Below are 19,475 nucleotides of genomic sequence, written 5' to 3' on the forward strand. Positions count from 1 at the left end.
ATATCTGTCGCGGCGGCCGACTTGAACTACAACGTGAGCCTGTCCGAGATCCCCCTGTCCCTGCTCGATCTGGCCCAGGTGGGCCCCGGCGAGACGGTCCGCGAATCACTGGATCACTCCCTGGCCCTGGCGGAGTTCGCCGACACCACCGGCTACCGTCGCCTCTGGTACGCCGAGCACCACAACATGTCGGCCATCGCCTCGGCCGCCCCCGCGGTGCTGATCGCGCGCATGGGCGCAGCGACCCGACGCATCCGTCTGGGCGCCGGCGGCGTGATGCTGCCCAACCATTCGCCGCTGGCCATCGCCGAGCAGTTCGGCACCCTCGCCGAGCTGTATCCGGACCGGATCGATCTGGGCCTGGGCCGTGCGCCCGGCGGCGACCAGGCGACCTTCGCGGCGCTGCGCCGTAGCCCGGCCGCCTCCGAGCAGTTCCCGGCCGACGTCGTGGAACTGCAGAAGTACCTGCGCGGGCAGCCGCAGCAGTCCGGAGTGGTGGCCACCCCCGGCGCGGGCACCGACGTGCCGCTCTACATTCTGGGTTCCTCGCTGTTCGGCGCGCAGCTCGCCGCCTACCTCGGTCTGCCGTACGCGTTCGCCTCGCATTTCGCACCTGCCGCGTTGGAGCAGGCGGTCGCCGTGTACCGCAGCGAGTTCCGTCCCCTGCAGGCCGAGTTCGGCGGTTTGACGGAGCCGTACGTGATCGCCGCGGCCGGGGTGATCGCGGACGACGACGCGGACCGCGCCACCGCACAGTTCGACGCCACCCGGCGCCACCGCGCCAAGTTCCTGTTCGCGCGCGACACGTCGCTGTCCGACGAGGAGGCCGACGTGCTCCTCGACGGGCCGGTGGGGCGCCAGGTGAACGAGATGCTGCGCCACACCGCCGTCGGCACCCCGCAGCAGGTGTCCGACCAGCTGGTCCGTTTCGCCGTGCACGCGGACGCGGACGAGCTCATCCTCGCGCCGATGGCCCCGGACCGCGGCGTGTGGCTGGGTACCGTGCGGGCGCTGGCCCCCGCACTCTGACTGGACCCGCGGTTCAGCCCGCGGGCAGCGGGGCGGCGATGACCGTCGCCGAGCCGGGTGCGATCTCGGTGTACCCGGCATCCCTGACCACGATCGCCGCGCCGCGCGTCTCGCCTTCGAGAAGTTCCGCCCAGCGTCGTCGATCGGCCTGGCACACCTGCACCGGGCAGCCATCGTCGTACCAGCGCTGCACCTGATCGGCAGGCACCAGCACCGCGCCGAGCATCGAGGCGTGCGCGACCTGCGCGGCCAGCTTCCCGACGGTCATCGGCAGGTCCGGCGCCACCCACAGGCACAGGCGGGCACCGCGGCCGTCGACGATCGGCGCGGCCGGGAGGTCGCCCTCCACGTCGGTGCCCTCGATCTGCAGCTTGGTGAGCCGCCGGTCGGTGGCCCCCACCGGGCCGGGCACGAAGGCCCTGGCCTGGGCCTGTCCCACCTGCGCGGTCACGCCGGGCAGATCCTGGACCGCCGTCCACTGGGCGCCGCGCGCGCGTCGCGCGATCTTGCGGATCCGGCCGGCGCACCACGCGTCGAACTCGGCCGCCCACGGGGCTCCCGGTTCCGATCGCGGATCCAGGCAGGCGAGCGCGGTCGCCTGTGCGGCGGCCGCCAGTAGGTCGGCCCGCGCGGGCGGGGTCGCCTTCTCGATCTGCAGCACCAGCGGCATGGCGAGCACCAGCGCCGGGTCGTCGGGGTCGACGCCACGGGGCGAATAGTGGGTAAGCCGGGCAAGATTCTGAGATAGTGCCATCGAGGACACCGTAACGCAGGCGGTGTCCTCGACTCGTGTCTGCTGCGCTTGCACACTCAGGGGACCCGATGCCGACGAGCACGCGCCGATGGGCGGCCCGCGCGGCCGCCACGACCGTGGCCGTCACCCTGTTCGTCGGGACCGCTGCGTGTTCCAGCGACACCACCGGCCGGGGCGTGCGGTGGCCGGTCCCGGCCGAGTCGACGCCCACCGAGCCGGTCCGCGCGGCGTCGAACGTGCCGATGACCAAGCTCGCCCCGGGCGCGAAGCCGCCGCAGTTCATCCTCTTCTCGTTCGACGGCGTGGGCGTCGGACCGAACTGGGACATGTTCCTGGAGACGGCGAAAGAGACCAATGCCCGGTTCACCGCGCTGATGACCGGTCTGTACTTCCTCACCGACGCGGCGCGAAAGAAGTACCGCGCCCCCGGGCACAAGGCGGGCGAGGCCGCGATCGCCTTCGGCGGCACCAAGGCCGAGGTGATCGAGGAGATCGAGTACCTCAACCGGACCTGGTACGACGGCCACGAGATGGGTACGCACTTCGTGAGCCACTTCTGCGCGGGCACCAAGTATCCGGGCAAGGACTGGACCACCGCCGACTGGAACCACGAGCTCAATCAGTTCTTCTCCCTGATGGTGAACTGGCGAACCAACAACGGCATCACCACCGGTCCCGACCTGGCCTTCGGCCCGGAGGTGGTCAAGGGCGGCCGCACCCAGTGCCTGGAGGGCAACCCGAAGGCGCTGTTCCCCGCACTCCGGAAGCACGACATGACGTGGGACTCGTCGATGGCAGCCGTGCAGCCCGGGCTGTTCTGGCCCGCCAAGGAACGGGGTATCTGGGAGTTCCCCATCCCCTACGTCTATTCGCCGGCGCTCAAGCACCGGCAGACCGCGTTGGACTACAACTTCTGGTACACGTACAACGGCGCGGTGAATCGTCCGAAGGATGCCCCGAAGATCCGCCGGGCGGTGAAGTCCACGTACGACTACATGTACCGACGCGCCTACGAGGGCAACCGTGCTCCGCTGGTCATCGCGAACCACTTCAACGAGTGGAACGGTAACGCCTTCAATCCGGCCACCGCCGACTTCATGCGCGAAACCTGCACCAAAGCCGAGACCATCTGCGCCACCTACCAGGACGTGATCGCCTGGATGGAGCTGCAGGATCCACAGGTCCTCGCCGATCTGCAGAAGCTGCCCGCGGTGGCGGTCGACGGCAAGCGCTGATCAGGCGAGCGGCACCCGGCGCACCCCGCCGTCGACGGCGTCGGCGGCCTCGATCTCGTCGCGCGTCACGCCGAGCATGTACAGCACGGCGTCCAGGAACGGGTGATCCAGCGTCGCATCGGCCACTTCGCGCAGGGCGGGCTTGGCGTTGAACGCGATACCCAGGCCGGCCGCGGTCAGCATGTCGATGTCGTTGGCGCCGTCGCCGACGGCCACCGTCTGTTCCATCGGGACGCCCATCTCGGCGGCGAAGGCGGCGAGCGCGCGCGCCTTGCCCGGCCGATCGACCACCTCGCCGATCACCCGGCCGGTGAGTTTGCCGTCGACCACCTCGAGGGTGTTGGCGCGGACGAAATCCAGTTCCAGCTGCGCGGCCAGCGGTTCGATCACCTGGCGGAAGCCACCGGACACCACACCACAGTGGTAGCCCAGCCGGTTGAGGGTACGGATGGTGGTGCGTGCGCCGGGCGTCAGTTCGATGGACTGCGCCACCCGATCGATCACCTCGGCGTCGAGGCCCTCCAGGGCCAGCACCCGCTGGTGCAGCGACTGCGCGAAGTCGAGTTCGCCGCGCATGGCGGCCTCGGTGACGGCGGCGACCTCGGCTTCCCGGCCGGCTTCGGCGGCCAGCATCTCGATCACTTCGCCTTGGATCAGCGTGGAGTCGACGTCGAACACGATGACGCGCTTGGCGCGCCGGGCCAGTCCGGACCGTTCCACGGCCAGGTCGATCGGATAGCGGCTGGCGACGGCGCCGAGGGCCTTTCGCAGTGCGGCGTCGTCGCCGTCGTCGACGGTGACGAGCAGTTCCAGGCCGGTGAGCGGATAGTCGGCGACGCCCCGGATGGCGTCGATGTTGCCGCCGCGTTCGGCGAGGGCGGCGGCCACGGCCGCGAAGGCCTCGGCCGCGATCGGGCTGCCCAGGATCACCACCGCGTGGCTCGACGGTCCGCGGACGGCCGCTCCGTCGTTCTGGGCCGCCACCACGTCCATGCCGTGCTCGGCCAACGCCGCCGACACGCTCGCGCGCAAGGCCTCGGCGGACAGGTCGGTGGCGACGAGCACCCCGAGGGTGAGGTGATCGTGGATCACCACCTGCTCCACGTCGAGCAGGTCCACCCCGCATGCGGTCAGGACGGTCATCAGCGACGACGTCACACCGGGCTTGTCCGGCCCGCTCACCGTTAGAAGTACCGACGAATCCATCTCTGCGCTAGCCACACCTTGATTATGGTGCCCGACCTGCCGTGGCGGTAATCCGGGATGCACCAGGCCCGCCCGAGGAGGACTCGGGCGGGCCTGGTGGTTGTCGTGCGGGGTCTCACCCCGCCGCGATCACTTCGCTTCGACGTGCTTGTCGCTACCCCAGCCGACATGCGCTTCGTCCCGCATGCGATCGACCATGTGCGGGTAGTGCAGCTCGAACGCAGGGCGCTCGGAGCGGATGCGCGGCAGCTCCGTGAAGTTGTGGCGCGGCGGCGGGCAGCTGGTGGCCCACTCGAGCGAATTGCCGAAGCCCCACGGGTCGTCGACCGTGACGACCTCGCCGTAGCGGTAGCTCTTGAAAACGTTCCACAGGAACGGAATCATCGACAGACCCAGCGTGAAGGCGCCCATCGTGGAGATCACGTTCAACGCCGTGAATCCGTCGGTCGGCAGGTAGTCCGCGTAACGGCGGGGCATGCCCTCGTTGCCGAGCCAGTGCTGCACCAGGAAGGTGAGGTGGAAGCCGACGAAGGTGAGCCAGAAGTGCCACTTGCCGAGGCGCTCGTCGAGCATGCGCCCGGTCATCTTCGGGAACCACAGGTAGATGCCCGCGTAGGTCGCGAACACGATGGTGCCGAAGAGGACGTAGTGGAAGTGCGCGACGATGAAGTACGTGTCCGAGATGTGGAAGTCGATCGGCGGGCTGGCCATCAGCACACCGGTCAGACCACCGAACAGGAAGGTCACGATGAAACCGATCGAGAACAGCATGGGAGTCTCGAACGTCATTCGACCCTTCCACATGGTTCCGATCCAGTTGAAGAACTTCACGCCGGTGGGCACCGCGATCAGGAACGTCATGAACGAGAAGAACGGCAGCAGGACCGCGCCGGTCACGTACATGTGGTGCGCCCAGACGGCCACCGACAGCGCGGCGATCGACAGGGTGGCGTAGACCAGACCCGAGTAGCCGAACAGCGGCTTGCGGGCGAAGATCGGGAAGACCTCCGAGACGATGCCGAAGAACGGCAGCGCGATCACGTAGACCTCAGGGTGACCGAAGAACCAGAACAGGTGCTGCCAGAGGATGACGCCGCCGTTGGCCGGGTCGTAGATGTGGGCACCGAACTGGCGGTCCACCTCCAGGCCCAGCAGGGCTGCGGTCAGCAGCGGGAAGATCAGCAGGATCAGGACGCTGGTCACCAGGATGTTCCAGGTGAAGATCGGCATGCGGAACATGGTCATACCGGGGGCGCGCAGGCACACCACGGTGGTGATCATGTTGACCGCGCCGAGGATGGTGCCCAGGCCGGCCACGCCGAGACCCATGATCCACAGGTCGGCGCCGAAGCCCGGCGCGTGCACGGCGTCGCTCAGCGGCGCGTAGGCGGTCCAACCGAAGTCAGCGGCACCGGCGGGGGTCAGGAAGCCGCCCAGCGCGACCAGGTTGCCGAACAGGAAGAGCCAGAAGCCCATCGCGTTCAGACGCGGGAACGCGACGTCCGGCGCGCCGATCTGCAGCGGCAGCACGAAGTTCGCGAAACCGATCACAATCGGGGTCGCGTACATCAGCAGCATGACGGTGCCGTGCATGGTGAACAGCTGGTTGAACTGCTCGTTCGACAGGAACTGCAGTCCCGGGTGGGTCAGCTCGGCGCGCATCAGGAGGGCCATCAAGCCGCCCACCAGGAAGAACGCGAACGACGCCACCATGTACATCTGACCGATCAGCTTGTGATCGGTCGTGGTGATCATCTTGTAGAAGAACGACCCCTTGCGCTGATAGCGCTCGGGATACGGACGAACCGGAGTCACCTCGGTCGTCGGTTGGTCTAGGGCGGTCACAGATCCTCCTCCTGGGCGCCCGACCGGCGCCTGGACTCTAACCATCTAAGGCGCGAAACGGCACGCCGCCGCCTGCGCTGTCCTCTGATCGTAAACCAGACGTAGGCCGCGCACCGCACGGGTCCTACGATCTGTCGTATTCGATTCTAACCACCCCGAGTTTTCGCAGGTCGGGGCCGCCATCGGAGCGACTCGCCCGTCGCCGTGACGCCGCTGCGCTCTGCTAGCGTGGTCGGGTGCTCGCTAACTCCCCGCGCCGCGGACCGGGACGCGCCCGCTCCCGTGGCATCAGCGCCCTGGTCGCACTGTCCACCGTCGCGACCCTCGGTCTGACCGCGTGCGGCGATTCCGACACCACGTTGCGGACCCCGGACGGCAAGGTGATTTCCACGGTCACCTCGCGGATCGCGGGCGTGAACATCGTCAACGCCGACCGCGACTACGCCAAGACCTGTCTGGCGCCCACCGCCACGGATCCCGGTCGCAGTGACACGGTCCGGGTGATCGTCACCGATCCGAGCCTGCTCGACGCCTTCTGCGCACTGGGCATCGGTAGTAGGGTGCGCGCGGTGACCGCCGCCCCCGGCAGCATCCCCGCCTATCTCGGTCCCGAGCTCGGCGCCGTCCCCACGCTCGGTGACGATCCGACCGCCGACGCGGTGCGCGAGGCCGACCCCCAGTTGGTGCTCGCCACCCCGAACACGGCCGCCGAGCTGTCGGCTCTGCGCAAGACGGGCGCCCTGGGTACCGCGCGCGTCGCGACGGTGCAGCCGGGCAAGGATTGGCGCAGCCTGTTCACCGCCGTCGCCGACGCGATGAATCGATCCGCGGCCGCCACCGAGCGGCTCGGCGAGTTCGACGCCGAAGTCAAGCGCATCGGCACCGTGATGGATGCCGCACACAGCCAGGTCTCACTGGTCCGGTTCACCCCCGACGACGAACTGCTGGAAGGCACCGACAGCTTCGGCGCCTCCATCCTCGCCGAAGTCGGGGTGCAGCGACCGGCCGGCCAGCGCGGTGCGGATCCGGTCGTGGTGACCGACGCCAACTTCACCGAGGCCGACGCCGACCTCATTTACGTCAGCGCCGAAGGCGAGGCGGGCATGAACCGCGCGACCTCGGTGCTGGACAGCGACCGCTGGAAGGAGATGGGCGCACCGAGCTGGCAGCGCGTTCTCTGGATCAACGACGACGTCTGGTACCGCTCGTCCGGCCTGGCGGCGGCCTGGCTGGTCCTCAACGACGTCAAGAGCTCGCTGAACTCGAGCTCCGCTGGCGAGTAGGTCGGCGCCCGCTTGTCTCGCGGCCCGACGCTCGGACTGCGCGCCCTCTGGCGGCCGGGCCTGGGTCTGGCCCTGTGGCCGGACGGCGCACCGGTCGCCGCCGAGAAGTCCCTGCCGCTCGGGGATCTGACCGAGGTGCCCGACGCCGTCGCCGACCTGGTGTCACGGCGGAGACTCCGGCACACCGTGGATCACGTCGGCCCCGACGGCACCCGCGCGCTGCGGCCGGCCGTGACCCTCGGTGTCCCCACCGCCGTCGAACTCCTGGACCGGTGCGCGCACCTGAGGGTCGGCGGTGACGTCGCCTTCTACTGTTATCTCCTGGCCGGAGCGCGGCGGCTGCGCGATGCGGGCGCGGTGGCGCCCGGCGTGCGGCCGGGCCAGGACGAGGTGCGGTGGGAGTTGCTGCCCAGCCCGGCTTGGCTGGGCTGGCAGACGGTCATCGCCGCCAGTGCCCCGCCCGCATTGATCGCCAACGGCGACACCGGCGCGCTGCTGGACTTCGTCGCCGAGGTACTCGATGCCGAGACGCGGCGGGCGCTGATCGACGAACGCGGCCGGTCCCGGGTGCCCCTCGTCGACGGCCTCACCCAGGCCGCGCCGATGCCCCTGCCCGCCGGGGCGAGCGCGACCGCCGCGTGGCAGGGCTGGCAGAGCACCGGCGCTCCGCCCGGGCCGAGCCTGGTGCTGCGCCTGCACCAGCCGGACGACGATCCGGCCGCCCCCGTACTACCGCCCGAGCAGGAGCGCTGGCGTCTGGAAGTGTGCCGCCGCTCCCCCGACGGCGCGGTGACCCCGGTGGTGCCGCACCGGCTGGGTCCGCACGAACTCGACGACCTCACCACCGAGCTGGCCGCCGCCGTCGCCGCGTTCGGTCGACTGTCCCGCGCCGACACCGACCCGCACACGCTCGACTTCCTGCTCGACACCGCGACGGTCGCCGACTTCTTCGCCACCGGCGCGGCCGCGGTCGGCGCCGCCGGGATCACCGTCCTCCTACCGCACACGGTGGCCACCGTGACGCCCACGCTGCAGATGCGCGGCAGCGCGGTGCCCGGCGGCGGGCCCGTCCGGGGTTGGTGGGACTCGACGAGATCTCCGACTTCGAATGGCGGCTGGCGCTCGGCGACGGCGGTGCCGCCCTCGGCCAGGACGATCTCGACGAGCTCGCCCGCCAGCACGGCGACCTGGTGCGGGTCCGCGGCCGCTGGGTGCGCGCGGAGGGCGCCGCGCTCAGCCGCGCCGCCGCGTTCCTCGCCGCCGGGAAGTCCGTCGGCACCGACCTCGAATTGGCCGAGGTGATGCGCCTCATCACCGGTGACGAGTCCCGCCTGCCGGTCCCGGTGAGCAGCGTCCAGGGACTCGGCTGGCTCGACGACGTGGCCACCGGCGGCACGCTGGTGCCCGAGCCGGTGACGCCGCCGCCGACGCTGCACGCCGCCCTGCGGCCCTACCAGCAGCGCGGACTGGAATGGCTGCACGCGCTGGGCCGCATCGGCGCGGGCGGAGTCCTCGCCGACGACATGGGGCTGGGCAAGACCGTGCAGGTGATCGCGCTGATCACCTGCCGCCGCGACGAAGAACCCGGCGCGCCGCCGGCACTGGTGGTCTGCCCGATGTCGGTGATCGGCAACTGGCAGCGCGAACTGGAACGGTTCGCGCCGGAGCTGGGCGTGGTGGTGCACCACGGACCGCGCCGCGATCACGCGCAATTGTCCAGCGCCGCCACCGATGTGGTGTTGACGACCTTCGCCACCCTGACCCGGGATCGGGAGGCTTTCATCGCGCTGGGCTGGGACCTGCTGGTGGTCGACGAGGCCCAGCACGTGAAGAACTCACGGACCGCAGCCGCGAGATCCCTTCGCGCACTGGATATTCGGCGGCGCATCGCCCTGACCGGTACACCGGTGGAGAATCGTCTGGAAGACCTCCGGTCGGTGATCGACCTGGTGAACCCGGGACTGCTGGGGACCGCGTCGTCGTTCCGCTCGCGGTTCGCCGAACCCATTGAGCGCGAACGTGATCCGCGCGCGCTGGACCGGCTCAACGCGATCACCCGGCCCTTCGTGCTGCGGCGCCTCAAGACCGATCCGGCGATCGCCGCCGACCTGCCGGAGAAGACCGAGCTGACGGTGCGCACCAACCTGACCGCCGAGCAGGCCGGGCTCTACCAGGCGATCCTCGACGACCTGCACGAGGCGCTCGACGACCGTGCCTACCTCGGCGCACGACGCCAGACCGTACTGGCCGCCCTGACCCGACTCAAGCAGGTGTGCAACCACCCGGCGCACTACCTGGGCGACGGCTCCCCCATGCTGCGTCAGGGCCGACACCGCTCGGGCAAGGTGGAACTGCTGACCGACATCGCGACCACCCTGGTGGACGAGGGCGACCGCGGCCTGATCTTCACCCAGTTCGCTGCCTTCGCCGACCTGCTCAGCCAGTGGCTGGGCCCGATCCTCGGCCGCGACGTCCCGGTGCTGCACGGCGGGCTCCCCCGCACGCGGCGCGACGAACTGGTCGCCGACTTCGCGCGCGACGACGGCCCGCCGATCATGCTCGCCACCCTCAAGGCCGGTGGCACCGGACTGAATCTGGTGGCCGCCAACCAGGTGATCCACGCCGACCGGTGGTGGAATCCGGCCGTCGAGGAACAGGCCACCGACCGCGCCTACCGGATCGGGCAGACCCGAGCGGTGCAGGTGCGCAAGTTCGTCTGCGTCGGCACCCTGGAGGAACGCATCGACGAACTGATCGCCGCCAAGCGCGAGCTCTCCGCACTGACCGTCGCGACCGGGGAGAGCTGGCTAGCCGATCTCGGCGACGACGCACTTCTCGATCTCCTTTCCCTCCGCGATGAGGCGGTCGGCGAATGAGGGCGGTGGGCGAATGAGCGCGCGCCGCAAGGGTTCTCGGCCGCCGGTGCGCGGCTACGGTCTCACGCCGTGGGGTCGCGCCTTCGCCGCCGTCGTCGAGACCGGCGCCGACCATCGACATCTCACCGGCGCGCGCCGCTACTTCCGCGACCACCACGTCGACGACCTCGTCGTGGCGCCCGGCGAGATCACCGCCGCGGTGCGCGGCAGCCAACTCGATCCCTTCGACGTGGTCCTCACGCCGCGCCCCATCGACCCGGCGACGGTGGTGACGCTGCTGCGCGCGGCCGGCGAGACCGATGCGCTGCTCGCCCTGGCCCGCGGCGAACAGCCTCCCGCACTGGGCGAACTCATCGCGCCCACCGAATCGGCCGACGTGGCCTCGGCGTGCACCTGTCCCGACGAGGCGCCCCGCTGCATCCACGTGCTGGCCACCGCCTTCGAGGTGTCCGCGCAGATCGACCGCCACCCGACCGTCCTGCTGCGGGTGCTGGGCACCGATCTCCCCGACCTGCTGGCACTGGCCCGCGACCGCGAGCCCGATCGGGACGAGGCGTCCCCGATCCAGAACGCGGGGAACGCCCCCACCGCGACGCCCGAGCAGATCGCCGCGACGTACTACGGCGATCAGGCCCCCATCCCCGCGCTGCCCACCGCCGCACCGATGGATCCGCTCACCGAGTTGGACCTGGGTGCGCTGCGCGCGGCCCTGCGCGCCTCCGGTATCGGCGCGACCGAACTGGGCGAAGCCCTCGACGACCTCGCCGAGCTGTACGCGGCGCTCCGGGATCGGTGAGCACCGCCGAGCGCCGAGCACCGACTTCGCCATCGGAAACCGTGTCATTGGCCATTGACACCTTTCACGAGTCGTCATAGGGTCCAGGACATAACCGGAGGTAGTCCTGTGACCATCGCAAACAACCCCGAAACCGCCACCGAGTACGACTACGACGCACGCGCCGTGGTGGCGCGCAGACTGCTCAAGGGATCGGCGCAGCGCTCCTACGATCCGATCATCGAACTCGACTTCGACGCGCCGTTGCCGTCGGACAAGTTCTTCCTGCCGCCCCGCGTGGTCAGCATCTACGGCACCGAGCTGTGGGAGTCGCTGACCACGCAGCAGCAGATCGAGGTGTCCCGGCAGGAGTTGGCCAACATCCTGTCGGTCGGCATCTGGTTCGAGAACCTGCTCAACCGCGCGCTGCTGGTCCGTCTGATGCGGCAGGACCCGGCCGCCTCCACCACCCACTACGCGCTCACCGAGATGGGCGACGAGTGCCGCCACATGACGATGTTCGGCAAGGTGATCGAGCACGTCGGCGCCCGCGCCTACCCGATGCGGAGTTGGGAGCGGGGCGTCATGCACCTGCTCCCGTTCGCCATGCGCGGCACGCTCCTGTGGGTCATCACCCTGGTCGGCGAGGAACTGTTCGACGCCCTCCAGCGGCAGATCAAGGACGATCCCGAGCTGCAGCCGATCGTCGCCCGCCTCATGCAGATCCATGTGACCGAGGAGTCCCGGCACATCGGGTTCGCGCGCGACGGCATCGTGCGCCGCATGCCGATCCGCTCGCGCACCGAGACGGTGCTCGCCGCGAATCTGCACGGCCTGGCCGCGCCCATCTTCCGTCTCCTGTTCACCAATCCGGAGATGTACCAGCGGGCAGGACTGCCGAACCCGCGCGAGGTGGCCGCGATCGCGCGCGCCAATCCGCACTTCCACGCCTCGCAGATCACCTCGTTCGCGCCGCTGGCGGCGTTCTTCCGCAAGACCGGACTCATGGGGTCGTTCGCCGAGCGTCGGTGGCACCGGGCCGGATTCCTGCCGTGACCACGATCGCGCTGGTGGACCGCGGCCCGTCGATCGCCGAGGTCCGACGTCGGCTGCAGCGGTCTCCGCTGGCGTTCGACCTGGTCGACGACCCGGCGCAGACCGACCTGGTGGTGACCGATCAGCCGGCGCCGGTACCGAACTTCCTGACGGTGGCGGCCGCCGCCACCCCCGACGTCTTCTATTGCCGCCCCGCCTCGGTCGACTACGTGGTGGCCGCGCTCACCGAGGCGCACCTGGTCGGCGCGCACGGCGTCCGGGTGCGCCCGTCCGTGCAGGCTCGGCCGGATCGAGCACCGCGCCCGCACTGGTGGCGGCGGGCGTTCCGGCCGCTCGAGCACTTCGACGCGACCCATTTCGACTGGTCAGGTGTCGAGGACGTCGAGGCGGGCGTATTCGACGACGAGGTGCACGTGGTGCTCGACGACGCGGAGTTCACCGCCCGTCTGCGCGCCCGCGGCCGCACCGACGGCGCGGAGGGACGCTTCCGCTGGGCCGGCATCCTGTACGGCGCGGCCGCCCGCGCCGCCGCCCCGGACGGCCGCGGCCGGGTGCAGGTTCGCATCCGCGACGGCGCGCCGGTCGACGCTCGACTCACCGACCTCACCCCGTGGGGGACCGTCCGGATCGCCGGTGTCGGGGCCCCGCCTTGGAGCCCCGACACCGAACCGGCCCGACTCAGCCGGTGAACTGACCGAGCAGGTGGCCCATCCGGTCCCGCTTGGTCTGCAGGTAGCGGATGTTCTCCGCGCCGGCGGCCACCTCCACCGGGATCCGGCGGCCGACCGGAATGCCGAAGTCGGTCAGCCGATCCACCTTGTCCGGATTGTTGGTGAGCAGGGCGACCTCCTCCACCCCCAGGTGCGCCAGGATCTGCGCGGCCACACCGTAGTCGCGCGCGTCCACCGGCGCACCGACCGCCACATTGGCGTCGACGGTGTCGAGCCCCTCGGCCTGCCGCCGGTAGGCCCGGAGTTTGCGCCCCAACCCGATACCGCGGCCCTCGTGCCCGGTCAGGTAGACCACCACTCCCCCGCCGGCGGCGACGATCGCGTCGACCGAGGCCGACAACTGCTGCCCGCAGTCGCATTTCGCCGAACCGAACAGGTCGCCGGTCATGCATTCGCTGTGCACCCGCACCAGCACCTCGGCCCGCTCGGCGATGTCGCCGTAGACCATCGCCAGGTGTTCCACCCCGCCGCTCCGATAGGCGTACGCGTGCGCCCGACCGCGGTCGGTGGGCACCGGCGCATTACCGGTCGGCACCACCTTCAGGTGCTCCTGCAGCTGCCCGACGGTGATCACCGGCAGACCCGAGGTGTGCTCGATGAAGAAGGCCATCGCGTCGGTGTCGGCGAACTCGGCGGCCATCACCAGGTCGGCTTCGTTCTCCCGGTCGGCGTCGTCGAGCACCACCACCATGCCGCCGGCGGCGACGGTCGCCGCGGCGTCGGCGACCGTCGACAGCAGGTGGCGCGGGAGGCTCATCCGACCGCTCCCTGCGGGAGCGGCACCTCGTGCGGCAGGTGGGTGCCGAAGGTGCGCGCGAAGTACGTCAGCGGACGATCGACGCCGACGTCGGCCTCGACGACGGTGCCGAACAGCACCGTGTGGTCGCCGCCGACCACGAACTCGGTCGCCTCGCAGGCCACCCAGCCGGCCACGTCGGCCAGTTTCGGGACGCCGTGCGAATCCGACCAGGACACGCCGTCGAACTTGGCGGCGCCCTTGCGAGCGAAGGCCCCGGCGAGGTCGTGCTGCGGCGCGGCGAGCACATTGACGCCGAAGCGACCGTGCGCGCGGACCGCGGCGAGGAGGTCGGAGCCGTGATCGAGGGCCACCGCGATCATCGGCGGCTCCATGGACAGGGACATGAACGCCGAGACCGTGGTGCCGTGCGGCCGGTCGCCGTCGCGCGAAGTCACGACGGCGACCGGACTGCACACACCGGCCATGGCGTCCCGGAAGCGGGATTGCAGCGAGAGAGTCACAGCTGTGTCGGCCATCGTCGTCTCAGGCCTTCGCGGCCAGCTCCTGCTCGTACTTCTTGGTCATGTGGTCGACGGCGGCCATCTGCTTGTCGGCGTAGCCGCTCTGGACCGCACGGGCCCGCTCAGCGGCGTCGAGAGTCGGCTGCGCCTGCCCCTGGAAGTACGGGAAGACCTGTTCGGCGAACAGCTCCGCCGAGCGCCGGGTGTCGCGCGGGGTGGCCCAGTCGGTGGCCATCTGCAGCATGGAACCGAAGCCGCCGGACTGGTCCCACAGCCGCTGGACCTGGTTGCGGGCCTGCTCCGGGGTACCGATGACGCCGATGCCGGAGTCCTTCACGAAGTCGATCATCTCGTCGAGCTTGTCGCCGGAGACTCCCATCTGCGGGAACGCGGCCACCCGCTGGAAGTAGTCGAACCACTGCTCGATGCCGTGCCGCACCTGGCGACGGGCCTCGTCCTCGGTCTCGGCGATGTGGAAGATGCCGACCAGGCTCCACTCGTCGCGATTCACCGTCTTGCCGTGCTCCTGCGCCCGCTCTTCCATGATGTTCCAGTGGTGGGCGAGGGCGTCGAAGCCGTCGGCCGAGAGCGTCGCACCGATGGACAGCAACCCGAGGCCGTGCGTGCCGGCCAAACGCGGCCCGGTGGGCGAGGCGACCGCGGCCACCGACACCGGCAGACCGGTCGGGCGGTACGGCGCCAGTTGCAGGCGCGCGTCGATCAGTTCGTGGGTGCGGGTCTTGGCGGTGACCGCTTCACCGTTGAGCAGTCGCACGATGATGTCAACGTTCTCCTGCAGGAGTTCGCGGGTGTCGATCGGGTCGAGGCCGATCATCATCGAGTCGGTAGGCAGCGAACCGGGGCCGACGCCGAAGATGACGCGGCCGCGGGTGAGGTGGTCGAGCTGGATCATGCGGTCGGCCGCCCACAGCGGGTTGTGGTACGACAGCGACGTCACACCGGTGCCGAAGGTGATGTTCGGGGCGCGCGAGGCAGCCGCGGCGATCATGATCTCCGGCGAGGCGAAGATCTCCGAGCCTGCGGAGTGGTGCTCGCCGAACCAGATCTCGTCGTAGCCGAGGCCGTCGAGGTGTTCGACGAACCGCAGGTCGCGTTCCATCAGCATCGACGGGTTCTGCCCGGCCGGGTGAAACGGTGCCATGAAGTAGCCGAAACGCAGTCGTGACATGAGATTCTCCTCGGTTGGTGATCGGCGTCGAGCCGGTTCTGCTCGACGGTCACCCCACCGTAAGATCGTTGTGATTGCACGCACAGTGCACCAAAGTGGTGTCTTGCACCACAGCGCACGAACGCCCACAATCGACGCAACGTCGGCAGCCCACCCGAACAGGAGGACCCCGTGCAGCGATCCGAGTCGTCGACCCTGCCCAGCCGCGAGTACGACGCGATCTTCGCCGTCCTGGACGACTGCGCGCAGGCTGCTTCGCTCCCGGAGTTCAAGAACCTGCTGATGGACGCCCTGCACCGGCGCTACCGGTTCCCGAACACGACGTTCCTGACCGGCGCGACCTTCCGAGGCGCCTTCCGGGATCCGCACCCGGTGACTACCGGCCGGATCACGCCGATCATCGACGAGTACACCGCCGGGTGGTACGCCGACGACATGTTCGCCACCCCGCAGTCGTACGCGGCACTCGCGCGCAACCGAGCGATCTGCCACACCAGTCTCCGCGAGCTGCCCACCGAAGCGGTCACCTACCTCGACCGCTTCCTGTACCGACATCGGCTCAAGAGCGCCTCGGTGCTGCACCTGGCACTGGCCGGGCGCAGTCACGCGATGGTGGGGATCTTCGACGACGAGGACAAGAGCGTGCCGCCCGAGCGCCTCGCCGGGCTGGGCCTGCTCGCCCGGCAGCTCTCCACCTTCGCGCAGACGTTGCCCGGGCACGACGCGCCGTCGTGGCGGTCGGCGCTGACTCCGCGGCAGGCGCAGATCGGCGAATTGGTGGCCGACGGTCAGACCAACGAGGAGATCGCCGCAACCCTCTGCATCGGTCTGGACACGGTGAAAAAGCACGTCAGCGCCGTGCTGGCGGTCACGAAGACCCGCAATCGGGTCGAGTTCGCGAAGCTGGTCCTCACTGAGGAACTCGCCCGCGCGTGACCGCCGGCCGGCGCCGACGGGACATACCGCTTCTTAGAAGTCCCAGTCCTCGTCTTCGGTGTTGATGGCCTTGCCGATGACGTACGAGCTGCCCGAGCCGGAGAAGAAGTCGTGGTTCTCGTCGGCGTTCGGCGACAGCGCCGACAGGATCGCCGGGTTCACGTCGGTCTCGTCCTTCGGGAACATCGCCTCGTAGCCCAGGTTCATCAGGGCCTTGTTGGCGTTGTAGCGCAGGAACTTCTTGACGTCCTCGGACAGACCCACGTCGTCGTACAGCGCTTCGGTGTAGTCGGACTCGTTGTCGTACAGGTCGAACAGCAGCTCGAAGGTGTACTCCTTGAGCTCGGCGCGACGCTCGGCGCTCTCGGTCTCCAGCGCACGCTGGTACTTGTAGCCGATGTAGTAGCCGTGCACGGCCTCGTCGCGGATGATCAGGCGGATCATGTCGGCGGTGTTGGTGAGCTTGGCGCGCGAGGACCAGTACATCGGCAGGTAGAAGCCGGAGTAGAAGAGGAACGACTCGAGCAGCGTCGAAGCGACCTTGCGCTTGAGCGGGTCGTCGCCGCGGTAGTACTCCATGATGATGTGCGCCTTGCGCTGCAGGTGCACGTTCTCTTCCGACCAGCGGAAGGCCTCGTCGATCTCACGGGTGGAGCACAGCGTCGAGAAGATCTGGCTGTAACTCTTGGCGTGCACCGACTCCATGAAGGCGATGTTGGTGAGCACCGCTTCCTCGTGCGGGGTCTGCGCATCCGGGATCAGCGAGATCGCGCCGACGGTGCCCTGGATGGTGTCCAGGAGGGTGAGGCCGGTGAAGACCCGCATCGTCATGGTCTTCTCGTAGTCGGTCAAGGTGGCCCACGACTGGATGTCGTTGGACACCGGCACCTTCTCCGGGAGCCAGAAATTGCCGGTCAGGCGGTCCCAGACCTCGGCGTCCTTCTCGTCCGGAACACGGTTCCAGTTGATAGCGCTGACGCGGTCGACCAGCTTGATCGGCGCGCCTTCGGCTGGGCTGTGAGCGGACGCAGTCATGGCACCTCGGCGTTCGTAGATGGGGGGGTGAAGCAGGTGCGCATAACACTACCCCTTGCGCCGACGCGCCACGGCGACCACAAGATGGTGTGTCTCGGCCCAGCTCGGCGTGTCGCGCTTTTCGGCTCTCCGGGCGTGTCGACGGTGCGGCCGCCCGATGCCGCGCGGCACCGGTGCGACTCCGTTCGGCGCGCCGCATCGCAATTCCGCTGCTGGGCTTCCATTCTTATGGCATGACCGTCTTGCCGATGTTCCCGCTCGAGCATCCGCTGCTGCCCGGCGAGGCCATGCCGCTCAATGTCTTCGAGCCGCGGTACCGGAAGCTGGTCGCCGATGCGCTCAGTGCCGACAGCCGATTCGGCGTGGTGCTCATCGCGCGGGGCAGCGAGGTGGGTGGCGGCGACGAACGCTTCGATGTCGGCACCACCGCGCAGATCGTCGGTCACCGGTTGCGGGCCAGCGGGCAGATTCAGTTGGCCTGCCGCGGAGTCGAGCGGCTGCGGGTGACCCGCTGGCTCGACGACGATCCCTATCCGCGCGCCGAGATCGAGCTCTGGCCCGACGATCCGGTCGATTTCGCGCCCGACCGGTGGCAGCGGATCCGCGCCGTTCCTCTCCATCCTCGGCGAGGCCCAGGCCCTGTACGACGACCTCGCCGCCGCCAGCGGCCGCCCGAGTCTGGCGCTGGGCGCCCCCGACCACCTTCCGCCCTCGGAGTACACCTTCGTCACCGCGGCCAACCTTCCCCTCGGTGCGGCCGACCGGTACGCCGTGCTGCGGGCACCCGGTCCGGCCGAGCGCCTCGACACGATGATCCGCGCCGTCGACGACGTCCTCCCGCTGTTGCGCGACCGTCTCGGCGCGTGAGAAACCGCCGCAGCCCCGCCCGCCTGATCACCGCGCTCGCCACGATCGGCGCCCTGACCGTCGGCGCCGCCGGCTGCCAGGTGGACGGCCAGCCGGCGATCGGCCACGGCGCAAGCCTGCAGGAGAGCTACGCCGCCGCACAACTGCCCGCCGGCGTCGGTGTCGCACTGCTTCCGCTCGGCGGCACTCAGGTGCTGACCTTCGGCGATCAGACCTCCGAATACGCGTGGTCGACGATCAAGGTGCCCCTCGCCCTGGCCGCCCAGCGGCACGCCGCCGGGGAGTCCGCCGACGTGCGGGCGGATATCGACGCGGCGATCGAATCGGCGATCGTCGACTCCGACAACGACGCCGCCCTGGCCCTCCGGGAGTCTCTGGGCACCCCGGACCAGGCCCGCGCCCGGGTGACCGCGGTGCTGCGCGAAGGCGGTGACGGCGATGTGCAGCTCGCCCCGATCGACGATCCGGAGGACATCTTCGGTCTCACCCGGTGGCCGCTGGCCGGGAGCGCCCGGTTCGCCGCGCGGCTGCCGTGCATGCCCGGGAGCCAGCAGATCCTGGGCTTCATGGGCGAGGTCTCAGCGGAGCAGGAGTGGGGCCTGCACTCGATCAGCGCGCCCGGCGTGCACACCGCGATGAAGGGCGGCTGGGGCGAGGCCGACGAGGTCCGCCAGCTCGGCCTGATCACCTGGCCGGACGGCAGGCAGCTGGCGGTGGCGATGCTCAGCTCCCGCGAGGGCGAGACGACGGGTGAGGGCATCGCCGAACTCGATCGGGTGGCGCAGTGGCTGCAGGAGAACCTCGAAGCGCTCCCCCGCGGACGCTGCGACTGACCGCATCCGCATCCGCATCCGCATCCGCAGGCAGAATGCGGCGCCGACCCCGGAAACCGGAGCGGGCGCCACGACGATCCCCGCTTCTCCCGGAAGAGCCTGCGGCACAGCGCCGGCTGGGCCGGGATCATCGTCGCCGCGGTCGCCGTCGTGATCGGCGCGGGGCTGGCCGCCCTCCCGCTGGGTGCACTGCCTGCGGTCGCGTTCACCATGCTCGCCGGCCTGCTGCTGGGCTGGTTGCGCCTGGCGACTGGGCGGCTGATCGGCGCTGCGATACGCCGACCGAAGCCGCTGACGCTCACCGTCTTCGAGCCCCGGTACCGGCAAACTCGTCGCCGACGTGCTGGCGGCCACGGACGACGAGCACCACGGCAGGTTCGGCACCGTTTTGATCACTCGCGGCAGCGAGGTGGGCGGCGGGGCAGATCAGGCTGGCCTGCCGCGGACTGGAGCGGTTGCGCGTGACCCGCTGATTCCTCGACGATCCCTATCCCACGCCGGGGTCCGACCAGAGCGGGCTGCCAGCTGCCCGCCTCAGCGCACCCGATCCGGTGTCTCGCCTGGA

15 protein-coding genes and 2 pseudogenes are annotated in these 19,475 nt (G+C 69.8%); 10 read left to right on the forward strand and 7 right to left on the reverse strand.

Annotation, left to right across the window (positions count from 1 at the left end):
- Positions 1–21 precede the first annotated feature (21 nt).
- The gene (locus MUG78_RS00905) at positions 22–1,029 is read left to right on the forward strand and encodes an LLM class flavin-dependent oxidoreductase (RefSeq protein WP_246991351.1); all 1,008 of its coding nucleotides are present in this window, start codon (positions 22–24) and stop codon (positions 1,027–1,029) included.
- Positions 1,030–1,042: 13 nt separating this feature from the next.
- Here the strand turns inward: MUG78_RS00905 and MUG78_RS00910 are convergent, their stop codons facing one another.
- Positions 1,043–1,783 (reverse strand): peptidyl-tRNA hydrolase, encoded by a 741-nt coding sequence (locus tag MUG78_RS00910; RefSeq protein WP_246991353.1) that lies wholly within the window; start codon positions 1,781–1,783, stop codon positions 1,043–1,045.
- Positions 1,784–1,851: 68 nt separating this feature from the next.
- Here MUG78_RS00910 and MUG78_RS00915 point away from each other — a divergent pair, with 68 nt between their 5' ends.
- Positions 1,852–3,018: a polysaccharide deacetylase family protein gene (locus MUG78_RS00915; RefSeq protein WP_246991355.1), complete on the forward strand. Its 1,167-nt coding sequence runs from the start codon at positions 1,852–1,854 to the stop codon at positions 3,016–3,018.
- Here the strand turns inward: MUG78_RS00915 and serB are convergent, their stop codons facing one another.
- Together serB and ctaD are read right to left on the reverse strand one after the other, a co-directional pair.
- Positions 3,019–4,224, reverse strand: a complete 1,206-nt coding sequence (gene serB / locus MUG78_RS00920; RefSeq protein ID WP_246996724.1) for a phosphoserine phosphatase SerB — start codon at positions 4,222–4,224, stop codon at positions 3,019–3,021.
- 129 nt (positions 4,225–4,353) lie between these two features.
- A complete protein-coding gene (gene ctaD / locus MUG78_RS00925; RefSeq protein ID WP_246991357.1) occupies positions 4,354–6,069 on the reverse strand; it encodes an aa3-type cytochrome oxidase subunit I in 1,716 nt (571 codons plus the stop codon).
- A 236-nt stretch (positions 6,070–6,305) separates the two neighbouring features.
- Between ctaD and MUG78_RS00930 the strand changes: the two genes are divergently transcribed.
- The 5 genes and pseudogenes from MUG78_RS00930 to MUG78_RS00950 all read left to right on the forward strand — a co-directional run bounded on the left by MUG78_RS00930 (position 6,306) and on the right by MUG78_RS00950 (position 12,748).
- Positions 6,306–7,352 carry an ABC transporter substrate-binding protein gene (locus MUG78_RS00930; RefSeq protein ID WP_372493071.1) on the forward strand — a complete coding sequence of 349 codons (1,047 nt, stop codon included), beginning with the start codon at positions 6,306–6,308 and terminating at the stop codon, positions 7,350–7,352.
- A 12-nt stretch (positions 7,353–7,364) separates the two neighbouring features.
- Positions 7,365–10,228, forward strand: a pseudogene (locus MUG78_RS00935) (DEAD/DEAH box helicase).
- A gap of 13 nt (positions 10,229–10,241) precedes the next feature.
- A complete protein-coding gene (locus MUG78_RS00940) occupies positions 10,242–11,024 on the forward strand; it encodes an SWIM zinc finger family protein (protein ID WP_246991359.1) in 783 nt (260 codons plus the stop codon).
- A gap of 108 nt (positions 11,025–11,132) precedes the next feature.
- Positions 11,133–12,059: an AurF N-oxygenase family protein gene (locus MUG78_RS00945; protein WP_372493072.1), complete on the forward strand. Its 927-nt coding sequence runs from the start codon at positions 11,133–11,135 to the stop codon at positions 12,057–12,059.
- Positions 12,056–12,748 carry a DUF4873 domain-containing protein gene (locus MUG78_RS00950; protein ID WP_246991361.1) on the forward strand — a complete coding sequence of 231 codons (693 nt, stop codon included), beginning with the start codon at positions 12,056–12,058 and terminating at the stop codon, positions 12,746–12,748. Before MUG78_RS00945 ends, MUG78_RS00950 begins: the two co-directional genes overlap by 4 nt.
- Here the strand turns inward: MUG78_RS00950 and ribA are convergent.
- The 3 genes from ribA to MUG78_RS00965 are packed head-to-tail and all read right to left on the reverse strand — an operon-like array spanning position 12,738 to position 15,239.
- Positions 12,738–13,547, reverse strand: coding sequence for a GTP cyclohydrolase II (gene ribA, locus MUG78_RS00955; RefSeq protein WP_246991363.1), 810 nt, complete (start codon positions 13,545–13,547; stop codon positions 12,738–12,740). The two genes, MUG78_RS00950 and ribA, sit on opposite strands and share 11 nt — an antisense overlap.
- Positions 13,544–14,065 carry a flavin reductase family protein gene (locus MUG78_RS00960; RefSeq protein WP_246991364.1) on the reverse strand — a complete coding sequence of 174 codons (522 nt, stop codon included), beginning with the start codon at positions 14,063–14,065 and terminating at the stop codon, positions 13,544–13,546. The genes ribA and MUG78_RS00960 overlap by 4 nt, the downstream gene beginning before the upstream one ends.
- Before the next feature lie 7 nt (positions 14,066–14,072).
- A complete protein-coding gene (locus MUG78_RS00965; RefSeq protein WP_246991365.1) occupies positions 14,073–15,239 on the reverse strand; it encodes an LLM class flavin-dependent oxidoreductase in 1,167 nt (388 codons plus the stop codon).
- A gap of 171 nt (positions 15,240–15,410) precedes the next feature.
- On the opposite strand from MUG78_RS00965, the gene MUG78_RS00970 reads away from it, so the two are divergent.
- Positions 15,411–16,175, forward strand: coding sequence for a helix-turn-helix transcriptional regulator (locus MUG78_RS00970; RefSeq protein ID WP_246991366.1), 765 nt, complete (start codon positions 15,411–15,413; stop codon positions 16,173–16,175).
- 33 nt (positions 16,176–16,208) lie between these two features.
- On the opposite strand, the gene nrdF is transcribed toward MUG78_RS00970, so the two are convergent.
- Positions 16,209–17,210 carry a class 1b ribonucleoside-diphosphate reductase subunit beta gene (gene nrdF / locus MUG78_RS00975; RefSeq protein ID WP_246991367.1) on the reverse strand — a complete coding sequence of 334 codons (1,002 nt, stop codon included), beginning with the start codon at positions 17,208–17,210 and terminating at the stop codon, positions 16,209–16,211.
- A gap of 287 nt (positions 17,211–17,497) precedes the next feature.
- On the opposite strand from nrdF, the pseudogene MUG78_RS00980 reads away from it, so the two are divergent.
- Positions 17,498–17,737: pseudogene (locus MUG78_RS00980) on the forward strand (LON peptidase substrate-binding domain-containing protein); the annotation flags it as partial.
- Positions 17,738–18,073: 336 nt separating this feature from the next.
- Positions 18,074–18,910, forward strand: a complete 837-nt coding sequence (locus MUG78_RS00985; protein ID WP_246997159.1) for a serine hydrolase — start codon at positions 18,074–18,076, stop codon at positions 18,908–18,910.
- Positions 18,911–19,475: the final 565 nt, after the last annotated feature.

The sequence above is a fragment of the Gordonia alkaliphila genome, from assembly GCF_023017165.1.
Classification (GTDB): Bacteria; Actinomycetota; Actinomycetes; order Mycobacteriales; family Mycobacteriaceae; genus Gordonia; species Gordonia alkaliphila.